This window comes from Micromonospora sp. R311 (assembly GCF_056780015.1).
In genome coordinates this window covers 104,600-122,735 of sequence record NZ_JBSWCE010000026.1, presented here as the reverse complement: position 1 = coordinate 122,735, position 18,136 = coordinate 104,600, and the positions used below count along the sequence as shown (strand labels likewise).

Genomic DNA, 18,136 nt, shown 5'->3' with positions numbered 1-18,136 from the left:
GACCAGAATCCCGAACAGCAGAACCAGGAAAACTCTGAGAGCGGCTACCGCCCGATGCTCAACAACCACCCATCGACCATCACTCGTTACCTATCGAAAGTCAATAGGTAGTTCGCAGGCCATGGCGACACGGCGGACGATCCGCCCCTCGGCCCGCGCGCGGACCGACCGTCGTCCCTATCCTTCGGCTCATGCCGGCACGTCTCTCGCCCCGCCTCGCCGCGGTCGTGAACGCGCTCCCCCTCCGGCCGTACTCCCGCGTCCTCGAGATCGGCTGCGGGCCCGGGGCGGCCGCACGAGCGGTCGCGGCGCGACTCACCACCGGCCACATCCTGGCCATCGACAGATCCGCGGCCGCCGTCGCCCAGGCGGAAGCCGCCGCGGTCGACGAGATCGCGTCCGGCCGCATGAGCGTCCGCCAGGTCGCGGCCGAGGACTTCGTCCCGGGGGAGCAGGAGCAGCCGTACGACGTCGTCTTCGCCGTCCGCGTCGGCGCCCTCGACGGGCGCCATCCCGAGGTCGGCCAGCGCGTGCTGCGGCGTCTCGCCGTGGCGACCACGCCCGACGCCCGGCTCTTCGTCGACGGCGGCGATCCGCTCCGGGAAGTGCCCATCCCGCGACCTTGAGCCGGCGCACAGTCCGCCACCGAGCCCTGGACGGCAGGCCTTTCCCATCGTCAGGGCAGCGAGTGCCCCGGTCACGAGCGGCCCTGTTCATCGCGTGTTCCGGTGGGTGTCAGGTCGGGCGGCTGGGATGAGGGTGAACGAAGGCACCACTGACCACTGTCCGGAAGGCATCCCCCATGTCGGAGTCCCCTCTGCTGCTGCCCCGTCGTCACTTCCTCGCCCTGGGCGGTGTCGCCGCCGGCGCGGCGATCCTCGCCGCCGAGCCGGCTTCGGCGTCCGCCGTCTCGAACGACCACGTCACCCTGCCGGGCTACGTGTTCACGCTCGGCGTCGCGTCCGGCGATCCGACGCCCGACGGCGTCGTGCTCTGGACCCGCCTGGCGCCGGACCCGCTGGCCCTCGACGGGCTCGGGGGCATGCCCGACCGTGCCGTCAACGTGCGGTGGGAGGTGGCGGAGGACGAGAACTTCCGCCGGGTGGTACGCCGCGGCGTGCGACGTGCCACGGCCGAGTGGGCGCACTCGGTGCACGTCGAGGTGCACGGTCTGCGACCGGACCGCGGGTACTGGTACCGGTTCCGGATCGCGGACCAGGTGAGTCCGGTGGGGCGCACCAGCACGGCACCGCGCCCAGGGACCGCGCTCGAGTCGCTGACCTTCGCTTTCGCGAGCTGCCAGGCCTACGCCGACGGCTACTTCACCGCCTTCCAGCACATGGCCCGGGAGGACCTGGACCTGGTCGTCCACCTCGGCGACTACATCTACGAGGGCAGCAACGCGGGGTCGATCGGTCGCGCGCACCTTCCGGCGGCCGAGACGTTCTCCCTGACGGACTACCGGATCCGGTACTCCCAGTACAAGCTCGACCCGGCGCTGCAGGCGGCGCACGCCGCCGCGCCCTGGGTGGTCGCCCCGGACGACCACGACGTGGAGAACAACTGGGCCGGTGACCACTCGCAACCGGACACCGAACCGGACCAGGACCCGGCCGTGTTCCGGCTCCGCCGGGCGGCCGCCTACCAGGCGTACTACGAGAACCTGCCACTGCGCGCGTCGTCGATGCCCGAGGGAGCGGAGATGCAGGTCTACCGGCGGCTGCGGTTCGGCGATCTGCTGCAGCTCGACGTGCTCGACACCCGGCGGTTCCGTGACCAGCAGCTCACCGACCAGTCACTCCGCTGGGACCCGAACCGGCAGATGCTCGGCGCCGAGCAGGAGGCCTGGCTGCTGGCCGGGCTCGCCTCGTCGGCGGCGCGGTGGAACGTGCTCGGCAACCAGGTCTTCGCCATGGAGGCCGACCACACCGCCGGCGAGCCGGAGAGGTTCGGCCTGGACACCTGGGACGGGTACGCCGCCGCGCGCCAACGGCTCTTCGACGGCGTGGCGGAGCGCGGCGTCGAGAACTTCCTCATCATCACCGGCGATGCTCACCGCAGCGTCGCCGCCGATCTCAAACTGGACTTCTCCGACCCCGGCTCGCGCACGATCGGCACGGAGTTCCTCGGGACGTCGATCAGCTCGGGCGGCAACGGGGCGGACATGGACGCGCTCGGCGTCACCTGGCTGGCCGAGAACCCGCACATGAAGTTCCACAACTCGCAGCGCGGGTACCAGGTCTGCCACCTCGGCCGCGGCGAGATGCGGACCGACTACCGGGTCGTGCCGTTCGTCAACGTTCCGGGCGCCCCGGTCTCGACGCGCGCCAGCGTCCACGTGGAGAGCGGGAGGCCCGGCGTGGCGCACGTCTCGGCGTGACGCCTGCCTCCCGGTCGGGCCGACCGATGCCTCCGGCGAGGGCATCGACGCGAGGCCGAGAGCGCGCTGCACCGTCCTGGGGATAGCCACTGGACGTCGCCGTCGGGCCAGCCGCACGGGCGACCGCAGGGGGTTCCCGGCCATCGGCCGGAAGCCCCCTGCGGTGTCAGGGCGTGGATGTCACGCGTCGAGCGATGCCCGGGACCGGCGCAGGATCAGCCGCGCGGCCGTGCCCGCGATGACCATCGCCGCACCCGTGCCGAACAGCCACCACAGCCCGGACGCGTCACCGCCGGTGACGGGGAGGGTGGGGGCCGCCGTCGGCGGCTGCGTCGGGTCGTCCGTCGGGGGTGCCGTGGGCTGGGTCGGTGCGGGCGTCGGCTGCGTCGGAGTGGGGGTCGGCGTCGGGCCGAGCGGGCGCTCGCACCGGGCCTCGGCGAGGATGACGGTACCGACCGGGATGTCGAGCAGCGGCCCGCCGACGATGGTGCCGGTCAGCCGCAGCGCCGCCTGCACGGCGATCGCGGTCGCACCGTCGTCGGTGGTGGTCTCCACGCTGGTGAGCGTCGCGATGAGGGTGGCACCGGTCACGCCCGCAACGGTGACCTCGGCGTCGGCCGTGACAGCGGGGGTGTTCGGGATCAGCTCGACCGGCTCCCCGAACAGTTCCAGCCCGGTGAAGGTCGTGTCCGCGGTCTGGGCGCCGACCTGCGGGCAGTTCACCGCCGCGGTGATCGCCTCCGCGTCGATGACCGGTGTGCCGAGGACCGCCAGGGCCAGGTCCGCGATCTCGGCGTTGGCCGACGACGCGGTGTCGCCGCGGGTGGCGCTGACCTCGACGACGGTGCCGGTGGCGGTGACCCCCAGAGCGCCGGGGATGGTGATCGCCAGCGCGGTGTCGCTGTCGGTGCCGCCGCCAGCCGGTGCGGTGGCCGTGCCGATGACGGCGTCCGCGGTGACGATCGTCGTGTCCAGGACTGCCGCGGACAGCTCGACCACCACCCCTCGGGCACTGGCGTCGCCGGGCGCCGCGAGCGCGGGAGTCACACTGGACAAGGCCAGCGCACCCGAGGCTGCGACAGCCGCCGCCCCGGTAGCCGAAAGTCGCCGGATTCGTCTCACGTTTTTGCCTCTGCTCTGTCAGTCCCCTCTCGACCATCGAGAAGGCCGACTCGAAGCTATAGAGCATTCAGCAGCTTTTCAGGAGAAACCGGACATTCGCTGTATCCGATGCGAACTCAGGTTTCGCGTCTCACCTCCGATGCCGGGGAGGTGACGCGTCCGGGCCCACGGGGCAGGAGACCGCCCTCGTCGCCGTCGGCAACCGCATGCGCAGGCCGGGGATCGCACCGATGGTGCGCGATCCCCGGCCCCGGCGCCGAGCCGCCGACCAGCTCGACGTCGCCCGCGGTCAGGCTCCCAGGAAGCTGTCCACGCCGGCGTGCGCGTCGCCGTGGACACCGACGTCACCGGTCACGCCGCCGATGCCGTGCACGGCGCCGCCGAGGTCCCCGGTCACGCCGCCCGCCAGGCCGGTGACACCATGCACCGTGCCGCCGACGTCCCCGGTCAACTCCGGGACACCGAGCCCACCCACCGTGCCGTCCAGCGCGCCGCCGAGCTCACCCGTCACGCCGCCGGCCAGGTCGGTGACACCGTGCACCGTGCCGCCGAGCTCACCCGTCACGCCGCCGGCCAGGTCGGTGACACCGCCCACCGTGCCGCCGAGGTCACCCGTCACGCCGCCGGCCAGGTCGACGACGCCGTGCACCGTGCCGCCGACGCCCCCGGTCACCTCACCGACGCCAAGGCCACCCACCGTGCCGTCCACCGTGCCGCCGAGGTCACCCGTCACGCCGCCGGTCAGACCGGCCACACCGTGCACCGTGCCGCCGACGTCCCCACTGACGTCACCGACCCCGAGCCCGCCCACGGCGCCGGTCACGCCGCTCAGGCTGATGCTGTCGAGGGTGACACCCGGATCGCCGGCCAGGCCGGTCAGGCCGAGCCCGCCGAGGGTGCTCGCCAGGGTGCCGGTCACGCCTGCGGAGCCGAGTCCGTCGACGGTGGCGCCCGGGCTGACGCCGAGACCCTCTCCGATCGGCAGGAGGGTGGCGCCCTGCACATCGGCGACCAGCGGAAGCGCTTCCTGCACGTCGACGGGGGTCACGTCGTGAAGGCCCGCGTTGTGCAGCGCGGCCAGCGGGTCCGCCTCGTACGCCGAGCGGGCGTCGACGTCCGTGAGTAGGCCGAATACGAACTCCTGCAGGCTCTGCACCGACACCAGGCCAGCGGTCAGGCCGAGATCAGCGGCCGACCCAACGCCGGCGGTGGGGTCCACGCCGGTGGTCGCGCTGGTGTCGGCACTCACCTCCGCGCTGCTGGTCCGGTCGTAGGTCGAGTTCACGTCGGCGGTCGCATTCGTGCTGACCCTTGCGCTCATGGTGCAGGTCTCCTCGTTGGGTGTCGTCGGGACGTGGCTGGACAAGATCTGCCATGTCCGTGATCGACAGTAGGTTGGGCAGCGGTTTCGGACATCGGGGCCGCGCCCCCGGCTTGTCCGCCCGGGTTAGGGCATCGATGGGGCCTGCCGTTAGGGGTCTACGGGGTCTCGCGTCGAGGCCCCCTCGTGGGCCCCGGCGGAACCACTGTCGTGTCGGCCGGTGTGCACCTCAGGGCGACGGGGTGTCAGCTGCCACGCCTTGATGCGTCTGCCGTCCCTCGTCCAGCGCGAAGCCCCAGCTCCGGATGCTGTCGAAGCTGGGGCTCCACACCCGGCCGCGCCCCGCGTCCGGTCGGCTGTCAGGCCCGTGACGCCGCCACGGCGGCTTCGGCGTCGACGACGCCCCAGCCGTACAGCGGCGTGTAGACACCACGCAGCCCGACGACCGGGGTGCGCGCGGTGGACATCAGGACGGAGTACACGTTGTCGAGGCTGCGGTTCTGGGCGAAGAGCAGGGCCGCGACTCCCGCCACGTAGGGGGTGGCCATCGACGTGCCGGCGTAGGCGTCGTAGTCACCCTGCCCGCAGGTGGCCGAGCCGGTGCCCCGCGGGACGGTGGACCACACGTCGTCGTCGCAACTGACCAGGCCGGCCCCACCGGGTGCGGCAACCGCCCGCAGGTCCGCTTTCACGCCCAGGTTCGAGTACCACGCCTTCACCCCGTTCCGATCCGTCGCGGCGACGCAGAGGGCACCGGGCTCCCACGCCGGGGTGTCGCAGAGCGGGGCGGTCTCGTTGCCCGCGGCGGCGATCACGGCGACGCCCTTCCCCTGCGCATACGCGATCGCCTCGGTCGCCTCCGACTCGAGCCCGGTGAGGGTCAGGGCCTGGGAGCCCGGCAGCGCGCCGAGGCTGAGGTTGACGACCTTCGCGCCGTGGTCGGCCGCGTAGCGGATGCCGGCGGCGATGTCGGCGAAGCTGCCGCTGCCCGCCTCCAACACCTTGATCGGCATGATCTTCGCGTCGGGGGCGACTCCGGCGACGCCGACCCCGTTGCCGGTGGCCGCCGCGGCGATGCCCGCCACATGGGTGCCGTGTTCGTCGCTGGCGTCGGGCTGGCCGTTCGGGCCCCGCCAGTCGCCGTTGCCGCAGGAGGTGGGGCCGCAGTCGACAAAGGTCGCGCCGGGCACCAGCTTGGCCGCCAGATCCGGGTGACCGAGGTCGACGCCGGTGTCGACGACCGCGATCACCACACCGGCCCCCGTACTGGTCCGCCAGGCCTGCTCGGCGTGAATCTGCCGCAGGCCCCACTGCTGGTCGTACAACGGATCACTGACAGCCGCCTGGGCGGGCGTCGCGGCGACGGCCACCACGGCGGTGGCCACCGCGGTGCCGACGAGTAACCGGGCGATCGACATGAGACCTCTCCTCAAGATGTGACGACGCTTCATCTATAGATCGGTCCTCATGCCTGATTCGCAACAGCCTCCCCATCTGCCCTTGATAGACGTATGCCCCCACGCCGATGCACGGACGGTCACGCGGCACCGACGAGCACGTGCGGGAGCCCGAGGGCTGCCAGGTGAAAAGAATGGTGGGTCAGAAGGTGCGCCGGTACAGCGAGCAGCCGCGGCACACCTCGGGCGGGTCGTCACCGGAGAGGCGCCGGCGGAACTCGCGGTACGGCTCGCCGTACCAGATCTGCGGGAAGCTCTGCTCGGTCAGCCGGCCCATGGCCACCCGGTCGTCGCCCATCACCATGCAGCACGGCTGGACCACTCCGGCGCTGGTGATGTACGTGGCGTCCCACGGCCAGGAGCAGGCCCGCTCCGGCGGCCGGCCGGTGGCTCCGCCGGCACCCGGCAGCCGAAGCCGCACCCCGTGTTCGCGCGCCACCCGGCTCGCCTCGGCGAAGGCGGCGGTGGCTCGGCCGGCATCGCGGTCGGTCCACAGCGCCTGGTCTGCGGTGAATCGCCGGATGTCGTCGTAGCGGCCGGCCGGGTCGGTGTCGGAGAAGCTGTGGGAGAGGTTCTGCACGTGCAGTTCGTCCACCCCGATCCGGGCGAGCAGGCGTACCAGGTCCGGCAGCTCGGCGACGTTGTCACGCATCGCGACGAACACCACCCGGATCCACGGGGTCGCGCTGCCGGCGGCCCGTCTGACCTGGACCAGTCCGGCGAGATTCGCCACCACGGTGGCGAAGTCCGCGCCGTCACGGACCGCCTCGTAGGCGGCCGCACCGGCCCCGTCCAGCGAGACGTGCAGCCAGTCGACGCCGCTGTCCACCAGCTCCTCCGCCCGGCGCCTGATGAGCAGAGTGGCGTTGGTGTTGAATCCGACGGTGATCCGCCGGGCGACCGCCGTCCGGATCATCTCCATCAGGTACGGCGACAGCAGCGGCTCCCCCAGCCCCTGCAGCGTCAACCGGCTCAACCCGGGCACCTCGTCCACCAACCGGTGGAACAGCTCCGGTCGCAGCGCGCCGGCGAGCTTGTTCACCGGCGGCCGGTACCGCACCAGACACATCACACATCGCAGGTTGCAGGCCGACGTGACCTCCAACTGCAGATGTGACGGCAGTGGAGGATCAGCGTTGTCGGCCGGCATGTCACCGGATGCCCCCAGCGTTCCCGACGAAACCACCGTGTCCGATCCGCCCACGCCGTGGTCAGGGCTTCCTCGACCGCGACCCCGCCCAGGTGGTGTGTCCGGCCACGTCGGTCACCCGGTCGCCGTGCGTGCCGCCGTTTCGAGCAGTTCCTGGAGCAGCAGTCCGCGGCGCGCGTCGAGAGGGTGCGGCGTTCTGGTGCGCACGGCGGCCGCGAACTCGGCGCGTACGATCGGCCAGCACTCGGCGTGGTCCACGGTGGCGAAGTCGAGGCTCATCGCCCCGGTGGCCCCGAAGAGCTCGATGCCGGCCCGGGAGGACGGCAGGCCCACCGCTCCGGAGAGCGAGAGCTGGCTGACCGCCCCGCTCTCGTGTCGGCAGGTCAGCTCCACCCACCGCCGCGGGTCGCCGCAGGCGCGCAGGTCGGTGATCCGGCCGAGCGCGGCGTCGGCGAGGTCGAGCAGGTGCGGACCGAGGTCGTGCAGGGCGCCGTACGCCATCCGCCAGCCGGTGGCGAACGGGCCACCGAGGAACGCGCCGTGCAGGTAGCTGGCGCGGGCGCCGATGGCCGGGAATTCTCGCGCGGCGGTGAGGAACGCGCGGGTGCGGGGGTGGTAGCGCTTGGTCAGGACGACCTGGCTGACCACGCCGGCGTTGTCGACGGCGTCGGCGAGCCGGCGGGCGTCGTCGAGGTCGAGGGCGAGGGGCTTCTCCAGCAGCAGCGCCTTGCCGGCCTTCGCGGCACGGATGGCGAGCGCGACCTGGACGTCGGGCGGCACGGCGAACGCGACCGCCTCGCATCGGTCGAGCAGTTCCTCGTAGGAGCCGGCGGCGACGGTGCCGAGTGTCGCGGCGAGCTCGGCCGCGGCCTCCGGCCGGCGCGTCCACACGGCGGCCAGCCGCGTCTCCGGCCCGGCGGCGAGGATCGGTCCGTGCATGGCCGCCGCCCAGGGCCCCGCCCCGACCAGCCCCACGGTGACCGGACCGACGTTCGGGGTCGTCTCGCGTTTCACGGCTCGTTTCCTTCAGGTGGTGAGGGCGGCACGGCACGCCGCACCGGGTGCGGTGGCGGACGGGACGGTCAGGCCGGCGCGGCGCCGAGGGCGGCGTCGACGGTCTCGGGGGCGTACACCTGGTCGATGACCATCGCGTGCGCGCCGGTCAGCACCGCCCGGTCGCCGAGCTGACTGGTGGTGACCTCGAGGCGGCGGGTCGAGCGGGGCAGCGCGCTCTGGTAGAGCATCTCGCGCACGCCGGTCACGAAATGCAGGTCGGCCAGGTCGCCGGCGATCACCAGCACACCAGGGTTGAGCAGGCAGACCACGGTCGCGAGCACCTCGCCGACCAGCTTGCCCGCGGTACGGGCCATGTGCACCGCCTCCGCGTGACCGGAGCGGATCCGCTCGACCAGCTCGGCGCCGGACGAGGTGGGCGTGCCGGCGGCGGTGAGGCGCTGGGCCAGCGCGAGCCCGCTGGCCACCGCCGCGAGACAGCCGTAGAGGCCGCACTGGCAGCGCGCCTGCGGATGGTCGTGCAGCCGGATGTGGCCGATGTCGCCGGCGCCGCCGTCGATGCCGCGGTAGACCTGGCCGTCCACCACGACGCCCGCGCCGATCCCGGTCGCGACCTTGACCAGCACCAGCGTCGGGCAGTCGGGGTAGTGCACGGTCTGCTCCCCCAACGCCATCAGGTTGGCGTCGTTGTCGACGTAGACCGGCCGGTTCCAGGTGTTGCGCAGCCGCTCGGCGATGGGGTAGCCGTCCCAGCCCGGCATGATCGGGGGCTGGGTCACCATGCCGGCCTCGAACTCGACCGGGCCGGGCACGCCGACGCCGATCCCGCGCACCTGCGTGGGCGTCCAGCCGGCCTTCGGAAGCAGCCGGGCGAAGGCGGCGTCGACCCAGCCCAGCACCGCCTCCGGGCCGACGCCGATCTTGATGAGCTCGTGCTCCTCGGCGAGCACCTGCCCGCTGAGGTCGACGACGGCGGCCCGGGCGTGGTTGGCGCCGAGGTCGGCCACCATCAGCACGCCGTGGCCGGTGTCCAGTTCCAGCAGCTCCGCCGGCCGGCCGCCGGTCGACCCCTCCACGCCGGAGGCGCGTAGGTAACCGGCGGCCCGCAGCGCGTCGATGCGCTGCGTGACTGTCGAGCGGGACAGCCCGGTGTAGGTCTGCAGCTCCGACCGGGTGCGGGCGCGGCCCGTCCGGACCAGCCACAGCAGGTGGCCGGCGGAGCTCTGGTTTCCCACCGGCCTAGCCCTTGTCGGCACCAGCGGTCAGTCCCTCCGTCAGCAGCCGCTCGGCGGCGAAGAAGATGATCACGATCGGCAGTGTCAGGACCACCGACCCGGCCATCAACACCGTCTTGCTCACCTCGATGCCGCCGGAAAGCTGGGCGAGTCCTAGTGAGACTGTCCAGTCCGCCCGGTCCTCGACCAGGAAGAGCAGGGCAAACAGGAACTCGTTCCAAGCTATCATGAACACGTATAGGGCATTGGCCATCACCGCTGGCGCGGCCAGGGGCAGCACCACCTTGCGGATCGTCTGAAGCCGGGTGTAGCCGTCGACCGCGGCGGCCTCCTCGAGGCTCTCCGGGATGGTCGCCAGATAGTTGCGCAGCATGTAGATCGAGACGGGCACGGTCTGCGCGATGTAGACGATGGTCAGGCCGGCGAGCGAGCCGCGCAGCCCGAGCCGGGTGAAGAGCACGAACAGCGGAATCGCCAGCAGGATGGACGGGAACAGGTAGACCGCCAGGAAGAGGAAGTGCACCTGGCGCCGGCCGGTGAAGCGGAGCCGGCTGACCGCGTACGAGCCGGGGATCGACACGAGCAGGGTGAGCACGGTCGCGGCGGCCGACACCAGGGCCGAGTTGGCGAGGAAGCGCAGGAAGCCCTGGCCGCCGGCGCCGGCCGGGGTGAGCACCTCCCGGTACGTCTCGAACGTCCACTCCGACGGGCCGGCCCAGAGCTGGCCGGGGTTGGCCAGCACCTCCTCGATCGGCCGCACCGACAACAGCAGCATGTAGCCGAACGGGAACAGGGTCACCACGACCAGCACGGCGATGACCACCCAGCGCAGGACGCCGAACAGTCGCTTCTCGAACGTGTGGCGGTCCATCACGCCTCCTCCCCCTCGATCCGCGGTGCGAAGAAACGCAGGTAGATCACGAGCACCACGACGAGTCCCGCGGCGAGCACCAGTGCCTGCGCGGCCGCCGCGCCGATGTCGAAGCGCGCGGTGAGGAACTCGTAGACCCGGACGCTGACCACCTCGGTGCCGGCGCCTCCGCCGGTGAGCAGGTAGACGTCGTCGAACTTGTTGAAGGTCATGACGAACCTCAGCACGCACAGCAACGCGATGACCGGCGCGAGCTGCGGCAGCAGGATGCGGCGGAACGTCTGGGTCGGCGCGGCCCCGTCGACCAGGGCGGCCTCCTCCAGCTCACCGGGCACCGCCTGGAGCCGGGCGAGCAGGAACAGGAACGCGAAGGGGAAGTAGCGCCACGCCTCGAACGCGATGACGGTCAGGAGCGCCATCGGCAGGTCGACGTCGAGGCCGAACAGCGAGAGGGTGTACTCCCGCTGGCTGAGGAACGCGATCGGCCGGTCCCAGCCGAGGAACCGGGTGCCCCAGTTGTTGGCCAGGCCGAACTGTGGGCTGAGCAGGATCTCCCAGACGAACGTCACGGCCACCACCGGCGCGACGTACGGGAGCAGGACCGACGCCCGCACGAGCGTGCGGCCCCGGAAGCGCCCGCGCAGCGCGAGCGCGGCGATCAGCCCGAAGAGGACGGACAGGGCGGTGCTGCCCACGGTGTAGACCAGCGTCGTCCACAGCGACGACCAGAATCCCGGCGAGGTCAGCACCAGTTCGAGGTTGGCGAGGGTGTACTGGCCGAACACACCGGCGCGGCGCACGTTGATCAGCCGGATCCGCTGGAAGGCCAGCATGACCGTCCAGAGGATCGGCAGGATCACCACGGCGATGACGATGATCAGGGTCGGGGACAGGTAGGCCAGGCCCGCGCGGTTCTCCCGCTGCCTGCGGGTCAGCGGTCGCCGGGGGCCGGTGGGCCGGCGGCGGCGCTCCCGCGCCTCCGCCGGCCTCGGCTCGTGGGTGGTGACCATCGCTACCCGACGGACTTCTGGATGGTACGGACGTCCTCGGCGGCCCGCTTGGCGGCCGCGGCGGCGTCGAACTCGCCGTTGGTGAGCGCGTTGACCGCCTTCGGTACGGGAAGCTCGCCGAGCGTGGCGCCGACCAGTGCGCCCTGCTTCTGCGGGAAGCCCCAGCGCTGGAAGGTGTCGGGGCTCTTCGAGACCGCGGCGAGCACGTCGGCCGGGTAGACCTCGCCGAGCGGCTTCTTGGTGTCGACACCCGCGGGCAGGGCGTTCCACGCGGTGGTGAACTTCGCCGGATCGCTCTTGTCGCCCTTGCGGACCGGGAACTTGCCCTCCGGGGCGATGCCGAGCCACTGCGCGTAGCCCTCGTTCATCATGAACCGGGTGAACCGGCGGGCGTCGGCGGTGTCCTTGCCGGTGTTGGTGATCGCCCAGCTGGTGATCTCGCCAAAGCCCTGCGGCTGGCCGCTCGGGCCGCCGACCGCGGTCACGATGCCGGTGTTCTTCGCGAGGAAGGCCGGGTCCTGCTTGCACTGCGGGCACGTCGGCAGGGCGTCGTTGCGCAGCGCGGCCATCTCGTCGAGCAGGAACGAGGACCAGACGACCATCGCGGACTTGCCGGAGAAGTAGGTCGCCCGGGTGGTGTCGACGTCCTGCGCGCCCGGCACCGACCAGTTCTTCACCAGGTCGGCGTAGAGCTGGAAGGTCTCGACGCACTGGGGTGAGTCGAGGGTGACGTTCTTCGCGTCGTCGACCAGCTGGCAGCCGTTGCCGAGCGCGAAGTTCTCGAAGGTCTGCGCGGTGAACGCGTCGTTGGGCACGGTCGCGACGGCCATGCCGGCCATCCCGCCGGTGTTGAGCTGCTGCGCCGCGTGGCGGATCTTGTCGAAGGTGTCCGGTGCCTGCAGGCCGGCCTTGTCGAACAGGTCCTTGCGGTAGAACAGCAGCTGCGCCCAGCCGTCGGACGGGACGGCGAGCTGCTTGCCGTCCTGAGTGGTGAGTTCGAGCGCGCGCGCGGAGAACGTCTCGCGGCCGAGCTCGTCGACGACCGACGTGGCCGCCGTGGTGTCGAGCAGGTCGTTGGAGGCCATCTGCGCCACGGAGGCCAGCGGCAGCGCGCCGACCACATCGGGCAGGGTGCCGGCAGCCGCCGCGGAGGTGACGAGGCTGGTGAACTGGTTCTCGTCGGTCGCGACGATCTTGACCTTGATCCCGGTCTGCTGGGTGAACTTGTCGGCGATCGCCTGGGTCGCCTGCACCCGGTCGGTCTGGTTCTCCAGGCTCCACACGGTCAGGGTGCCGTCGCCACCGCTGCCCTCGTCGTCGCCGCACCCCGCCAGCGCCGGCATGGCCAGCAGGCCCGCCGCGACGCCGCCCGCGAGCCACCGCCGGCTCCGAGCCTTTCTGATCTTCACGAGACTTTCCTCCGCGATGTGTCGATGACCATGCACTGTGAACTCGTTACGGCCAGATTTCAGCAGTACTTATACTTGATTGCAAGACATAACTCGGTAACATCCTCGGCTGAAGTGGCGCGTTCCGGCGCGCATCCATACCCAACCGTTGGGGTGAAAGGCCAGAGTGTCGCAAATAGTCCAGTTCACCTCGCCGCGCCGCGTCGAGGTGATCGAGCAGCCAAGCACCGAACTCAAGCCTGGCCAGATCAGGGTCCGCACCAGCTTCTCCGGCATCTCCGCCGGCACCGAACTGACGGCCTACCGGGGCACCAATCCCTACCTGAACAGGACTTGGGACCCCGACCTCCGGCTGTTCGTCGAGGGAACCAGCGGCCTCACCTACCCGGTTGCCGGACTCGGCTACTCCGAGGTCGGCGAGGTCGTCGAGGTCGCGCCCGACCTCGCCGCCGACGATCCGGCGATCCCGCGGGTGGGCCAGCAGGTCTGGGGCATCTGGGGGCATCGCGGCGAGGCCGTGCTGCCGGTCGACCGGTTGCGCGGCTGCGTGCTGCCCGACGGCCTCGACCCGGTCGCGGCGACCTTCGCCCGGGTCGGCGCGGTCGCGCTCAACGCCGTGCTCGCCGCCGACATCCACCTCGGCGAGGTGGTCGCCGTCTTCGGTCAGGGCGTGCTCGGCCTGCTCACCACCCGGCTGGTCCAGCTGAGCGGCGCCACCGCGGTCGCCGTCGACACCGTGCCGTCGCGGTTGGACAAGGCGCGCGAGTACGGCGCCGCGGCCACCGTCAACGCCGCCACCGAAGCAGTGGCGCAGCAGCTGCGCCGGCTCACCGAGGGCCGCGGCGCCGACGTCGCGATCGAGATCAGCGGCTCCTACCACGCGCTGCACGACGCGATCCGCTCCGTCACCGTCGACGGCCGGGTCGTCTCCGCCGGCTTCTACCAGGGCGACGGGGTCGGCCTACGACTCGGTGACGAGTTCCACCACAACCGGGTGCGACTCGTGTCCTCCCAGATCGGCGGCGTGCCACCGCACCTGGCGGGCCGGTGGAACCAGGCCCGACTCAACCACACGTTCCTCCGGCTCGCCCTCGACCGCCAGGTCGACCCGGTCGGGCTGGTCACCCATGTCATCCCGGTGGAAGAGGCGGCGGAAGCCTTCGACATGCTCGACCGCCGGCCCGAGGAAGCACTCCAGGTGGTGTTGAAGTTCTCATGATCAAGATTTCCTGCCAGGAGCAGCTGCTGCCCGGCGCGACGCTCCAGCACAAGTGGGAGTTCGCCCAGCGGGCCGGCTACGACGCGATCGAGGTGCGGGGCCGGGGTGACTTCGCGTTCCGCGACCGGCTGCCCGAGCTGCGCGCCGCCGCCCGCGACGGGGTGCCGATGCCGTCGGTGTGCGTGGAGATGCTGCACTTCTTCGGCGCCTTCGACGCGGACCTGCGCCGCGACGCGATCGCGCAGCTGAAGTCCCAGCTGTCGGTCATCGCGGAGATCGGTGGGCCGGGCGCGGTCGCGTGCACGCCGGCCTCGTACGGCATGTTCTCCCGCCGCCTGCCCCCGTTCGAGCCGCCCCGTAGCGAGCAGGACGACCGCGCGGTGCTCGTCGAGGGTCTCACCGAGCTGGGCGAGCACGCCGCGCGGGAGGGAGTGGTGCTCGCCCTCGAACCGCTCAACCGCTACGAGGACCACATGGTCAACCGGCTGGAGCAGGCGGTCGAGCTGATCACCGCGGTCGGGCTCCCCTCGGTCAAGGTGCTCGCCGACACGTACCACATGAACATCGAGGAGGACGAGCCCACCTCCGCCCTGGTCATGGCCGCCTCCCACCTCGGGCACGTACAGGTCAGTGACTCGAACCGCTTCCAGCCCGGCGCCGGTCACCTGGACTGGGCGGCGCTGCTGGGCACCCTGGACGCGATCGGCTACGACGGTCACCTCGCCGTCGAGTGCCGGCTGCGCGGCGAGCCGGTCGCCGCCGTCGCCGGCATCCCCGGTTTCCTGCGCCGCAACGCGGTGGGCGTCGCCGTATGACCATCGCACCCACCATCGAGGCGGGCACCCGTCACGCGGCGTCCGACCACCGTGGCCTCGACCGGGCCGCCCGACGGGTACTGGTGACGAACTGGCGGGTGCGCGCCACCGTGCCGGCCACCAAGCTCTATCCGCACCAGTGGAGCTGGGACTCGGCGTTCATCGCGATCGGGCTGCGCCACCTGTCTCCCACCCGCGCGCAACAGGAACTCGAGTCGCTGTTCGGCGCCCAGTGGCGCGACGGCCGGGTACCGCACATCGTCTTCGATCCCGACGTCCCGCGGGACGCGTATTTCCCCGGACCGGGGTTCTGGCGCTCGGGATCGGCGAACGCGGCGGGCGTGCCCACCTCCGGGATCGTGCAGCCGCCCGCGCACGCCCTCGCGACCTGGGCCACGTACCGCGCCGACCCGGCGGTCGCGCGCATCCGCGGCTTCCTGCCGCGGATGTACCCGCGACTCGCCCGCTGGCACCACTACCTGCTCACCCGGCGCGACCTGGGCGGCGCCGGCCTCGCCTCGATCGTGCATCCGTGGGAGTCCGGGATGGACAACAGCCCGGCATGGGACAGCCCGCTGTCGCGGATCGAGCCGGTGCCGGCCGGTTCGTTCACCCGGCGCGACCTGGCGCACGCGCCGGCCGCCGAACGGCCGACCGACCTCGACTACGGCCGCTACATCAGGCTGGCGAGCGACTACCGTGACGCCGGGTACGCCGACTCGCCGTCGGTGCACGCCTTCGCGATCGAGGATCCGCTGTACAACGCGCTGCTGATCGCCGGCGAACACGCACTCGCCGACATCGCCGCGGCGATCGGGCGCGACCCGGCACCGCACCGCGCCACGGCCGAGCGCCTCACCTGCGCCCTGGTGTCCCGGCTGTACGACCCGGCCGCCGGCATGTTCTTCCCGCGCGACGTGCACGCCGGCGAACTCGTCCGCTCCTGGTCGGTCACCGGCCTGATGCCGATGATCGTGCCGGGACTGCCGGTGACCCGGGAACTCGTCGACACGGCGCTGGGCGGCCGCTTCCGGCTCCGCGAGGCGTGCCCGTTGCCGTCCTACGACCTGACCGCACCCGATCACGCCCCGGGCCAGTACTGGCGGGGACCGGGCTGGGTCAACACGAGCTGGCTGTTCTGGCACGGGCTGCGGCTGCACGGCGAGACGGCCCTCGCCGACGACCTGCGCGAGCGGCTCCTGCGCCGGGTGCGCGAGACCGGGTTCCGCGAGTATCTCGACCCGCTGACCGGCGCGGGACACGGCAGCGACGGATTCAGCTGGACGGCCGCGCTGGCCCTCGACCTGATCCGCGTCGGATGAGCCCCTCGGTCACGGTTGCCGGGTCCACCTGCCTGCTGGCGGCGGCACCGGGCGCCGATCTCGGAGCAGACCGGCTGGACGGGCTGTTCGTCGACGACTGCCGGCACCTGTCGGTACTGGCGCTGCGGGCGCAGGGCCAGCCACTGCGGACCCTGCGCTCCACCGGCACCCTGGCGGTGGCCATCCCGGACACCCCGCGCGGATCCAACCCGCCGTTCGCCCTGCACCGGCGCCGCGAGGTGGTCGCCGGCCGGCTGGTCGAGACCCTCACACTCCAGTCGTACGTCGACGAGCCGCAGACCGTACGCCTCGGATACCGCCTCGCCGCCGACTTCGCCGACCAGTTCGAGCTGCGCTCCGACCGGGTCTTCGACAAGTCCGACGCGGTGCGGAGCGCAACGGTCGACGGCGACCGCCTGGTCCTCGCCTACGAGCGTCGCGGCTTCCGGCGCAGCACGACGGTGGCCGCGACGCCGGCAGCCCGGCTGAGCACCGACGGCGCGGAGTGGACGCTGACGCTGGCGCCCCACGGCTCGACGTCCGTCATGCTCACCGTGGACGCCGGGCGGCCCGCGCCGCCCATGGACGCGCCCCCGCCGATGCCGCACGTGGCCCGCGACGACCTGGCCCGCTGCGTCCGACGCGGCCTCGCGGACCTCGACGCCCTCCGCGTCACGGTGCCCGGGCTGCCGGCCGGCGCCCACGTACCCGCCGCCGGCGCACCCTGGTTCCTCACCGTCTTCGGCCGCGACAGCCTCATCTCCTCGCTGTTCGCCCTGCCCTACCGGCCGGAGCTCGCCGCCGGCACGCTGCGGGCGCTCGGCGCCTGCCTCGGCAGCCGCACCGACCCGGCCCGGGTGGAGGAACCCGGCAAGGTGGTGCACGAACTGCGCTTCGGCGAGCTGGCGACGCTCGGCGACGTGCCGTACGGCCGCTACTACGGCACCGTCGACGCGACCCCGCTGTTCCTGGCACTGCTGGCGGCCCACCACGAGCTGACCGGCGACGACGCTCTCAGCAAGGACATGGAGGGCCCGGCCCGGGCCGCCGCCGGCTGGGTGTGCGGGCAGCTCGACGCCCGCGGCTACCTGACCTACCGCACGGACGGACCGGGTCTGGTGCACCAGTGCTGGAAGGACTCGGCGGACTCGATCGCCTTCCGGGACGGCACCCCGGCCGCCGGGCCGATCGCCGTGTCGGAGGCCCAGGGCTACGCCTACCGCGGGCTGCTCGGCACCGCCCGGCTCGCCGAGCGGGTGTGGGGCGACGCCGGCTGGGCGGCGGAGCTGACCGCCCGCGCCCACGCGCTGCGGGCACGGTTCGCGGCCGACTTCCGGCTGCCCGACGGATTCGTGGCACTGGCCCTGGACGGCTCCGGCCGAGCGGTCGACGCGCTCGCCTCCAACGCCGGACACGTGCTGTGGTCGGGCATCCTCGCGGACGACTGGGCCACGGCGGTCGCCCGGCGGCTGGCCGAGGAGGACTTCTTCTCCGGCTGGGGGGTGCGCACCCTCGCCGAGGGGCAGGTTCCGTACCACCCGCTGTCCTATCACCGCGGCGGAGTCTGGCCGCACGACACCGCGTTCGCCGTGGCCGGGCTGTCCGCCGCCGGCCGGCGGGACGACGCGGCGCGGATCGCCGACGGCCTGCTCGCCGCGGCCGCCCACTCCGGCGACCGGCTGCCGGAGGTCCTCACCGGGCTGTCCCGCACCGGGCCGGACGGGCCCGTGCCCTACCCGCACTCCTGCTCGCCGCAGGCCTGGGCCGCCGCGTCGCCGCTGCTCCTGCTGACCGCGCTGGGCTGACCCCGA

General features: G+C 72.3%; 15 protein-coding genes. 6 read left to right on the top strand and 9 right to left on the bottom strand.

Annotated features, from left to right (window positions below; all coding sequences use genetic code 11):
* Positions 1 to 191 precede the first annotated feature (191 nt).
* Positions 192 to 626: a methyltransferase domain-containing protein gene (locus tag AC1WTP_RS22410; RefSeq protein ID WP_481651230.1), complete on the top strand. Its 435-nt coding sequence runs from the start codon at positions 192 to 194 to the stop codon at positions 624 to 626.
* Between the two features lie 176 nt (positions 627 to 802).
* Positions 803 to 2,380, top strand: coding sequence for an alkaline phosphatase D family protein (locus tag AC1WTP_RS22405; protein WP_481651229.1), 1,578 nt, complete (start codon positions 803 to 805; stop codon positions 2,378 to 2,380).
* Between the two features lie 180 nt (positions 2,381 to 2,560).
* Here the strand turns inward: AC1WTP_RS22405 and AC1WTP_RS22400 are convergent, their stop codons facing one another.
* The 9 genes from AC1WTP_RS22400 to AC1WTP_RS22360 form a co-directional block, all read right to left on the bottom strand.
* A complete protein-coding gene (locus AC1WTP_RS22400; RefSeq protein WP_481651228.1) occupies positions 2,561 to 3,436 on the bottom strand; it encodes a hypothetical protein in 876 nt (291 codons plus the stop codon).
* 355 nt (positions 3,437 to 3,791) lie between these two features.
* Positions 3,792 to 4,823, bottom strand: coding sequence for an IniB N-terminal domain-containing protein (locus AC1WTP_RS22395; protein WP_481651227.1), 1,032 nt, complete (start codon positions 4,821 to 4,823; stop codon positions 3,792 to 3,794).
* Between the two features lie 359 nt (positions 4,824 to 5,182).
* The gene (locus AC1WTP_RS22390; protein ID WP_481651226.1) at positions 5,183 to 6,241 is read right to left on the bottom strand and encodes a S8 family peptidase; all 1,059 of its coding nucleotides are present in this window, start codon (positions 6,239 to 6,241) and stop codon (positions 5,183 to 5,185) included.
* A gap of 181 nt (positions 6,242 to 6,422) precedes the next feature.
* A complete protein-coding gene (locus AC1WTP_RS22385) occupies positions 6,423 to 7,430 on the bottom strand; it encodes a radical SAM protein (RefSeq protein ID WP_481651225.1) in 1,008 nt (335 codons plus the stop codon).
* Between the two features lie 114 nt (positions 7,431 to 7,544).
* Positions 7,545 to 8,444: a Gfo/Idh/MocA family protein gene (locus tag AC1WTP_RS22380; protein ID WP_481651224.1), complete on the bottom strand. Its 900-nt coding sequence runs from the start codon at positions 8,442 to 8,444 to the stop codon at positions 7,545 to 7,547.
* A gap of 68 nt (positions 8,445 to 8,512) precedes the next feature.
* On the bottom strand, positions 8,513 to 9,679 hold the full coding sequence (locus AC1WTP_RS22375) for an ROK family transcriptional regulator (RefSeq protein WP_481651223.1): 1,167 nt from the start codon (positions 9,677 to 9,679) through the stop codon (positions 8,513 to 8,515).
* Between the two features lie 4 nt (positions 9,680 to 9,683).
* Positions 9,684 to 10,550 (bottom strand): carbohydrate ABC transporter permease, encoded by an 867-nt coding sequence (locus tag AC1WTP_RS22370; protein ID WP_447139874.1) that lies wholly within the window; start codon positions 10,548 to 10,550, stop codon positions 9,684 to 9,686.
* Positions 10,550 to 11,560, bottom strand: a complete 1,011-nt coding sequence (locus AC1WTP_RS22365; protein WP_481651222.1) for a carbohydrate ABC transporter permease — start codon at positions 11,558 to 11,560, stop codon at positions 10,550 to 10,552. The genes AC1WTP_RS22370 and AC1WTP_RS22365 overlap by 1 nt, the downstream gene beginning before the upstream one ends.
* A gap of 2 nt (positions 11,561 to 11,562) precedes the next feature.
* The gene (locus AC1WTP_RS22360; protein ID WP_481651221.1) at positions 11,563 to 12,969 is read right to left on the bottom strand and encodes an ABC transporter substrate-binding protein; all 1,407 of its coding nucleotides are present in this window, start codon (positions 12,967 to 12,969) and stop codon (positions 11,563 to 11,565) included.
* A 166-nt stretch (positions 12,970 to 13,135) separates the two neighbouring features.
* Between AC1WTP_RS22360 and AC1WTP_RS22355 the strand changes: the two genes are divergently transcribed.
* The 4 genes from AC1WTP_RS22355 to AC1WTP_RS22340 are packed head-to-tail and all read left to right on the top strand — an operon-like array spanning position 13,136 to position 18,130.
* A complete protein-coding gene (locus tag AC1WTP_RS22355) occupies positions 13,136 to 14,188 on the top strand; it encodes a zinc-dependent alcohol dehydrogenase (RefSeq protein ID WP_481651220.1) in 1,053 nt (350 codons plus the stop codon).
* On the top strand, positions 14,185 to 15,003 hold the full coding sequence (locus AC1WTP_RS22350; RefSeq protein WP_481651219.1) for a sugar phosphate isomerase/epimerase family protein: 819 nt from the start codon (positions 14,185 to 14,187) through the stop codon (positions 15,001 to 15,003). The genes AC1WTP_RS22355 and AC1WTP_RS22350 overlap by 4 nt, the downstream gene beginning before the upstream one ends.
* Positions 15,000 to 16,325 carry an MGH1-like glycoside hydrolase domain-containing protein gene (locus AC1WTP_RS22345; protein ID WP_481651218.1) on the top strand — a complete coding sequence of 442 codons (1,326 nt, stop codon included), beginning with the start codon at positions 15,000 to 15,002 and terminating at the stop codon, positions 16,323 to 16,325. Before AC1WTP_RS22350 ends, AC1WTP_RS22345 begins: the two co-directional genes overlap by 4 nt.
* Positions 16,322 to 18,130, top strand: coding sequence for an amylo-alpha-1,6-glucosidase (locus tag AC1WTP_RS22340; protein ID WP_481651217.1), 1,809 nt, complete (start codon positions 16,322 to 16,324; stop codon positions 18,128 to 18,130). Before AC1WTP_RS22345 ends, AC1WTP_RS22340 begins: the two co-directional genes overlap by 4 nt.
* The last annotated feature ends 6 nt before the right edge of the window (positions 18,131 to 18,136 follow it).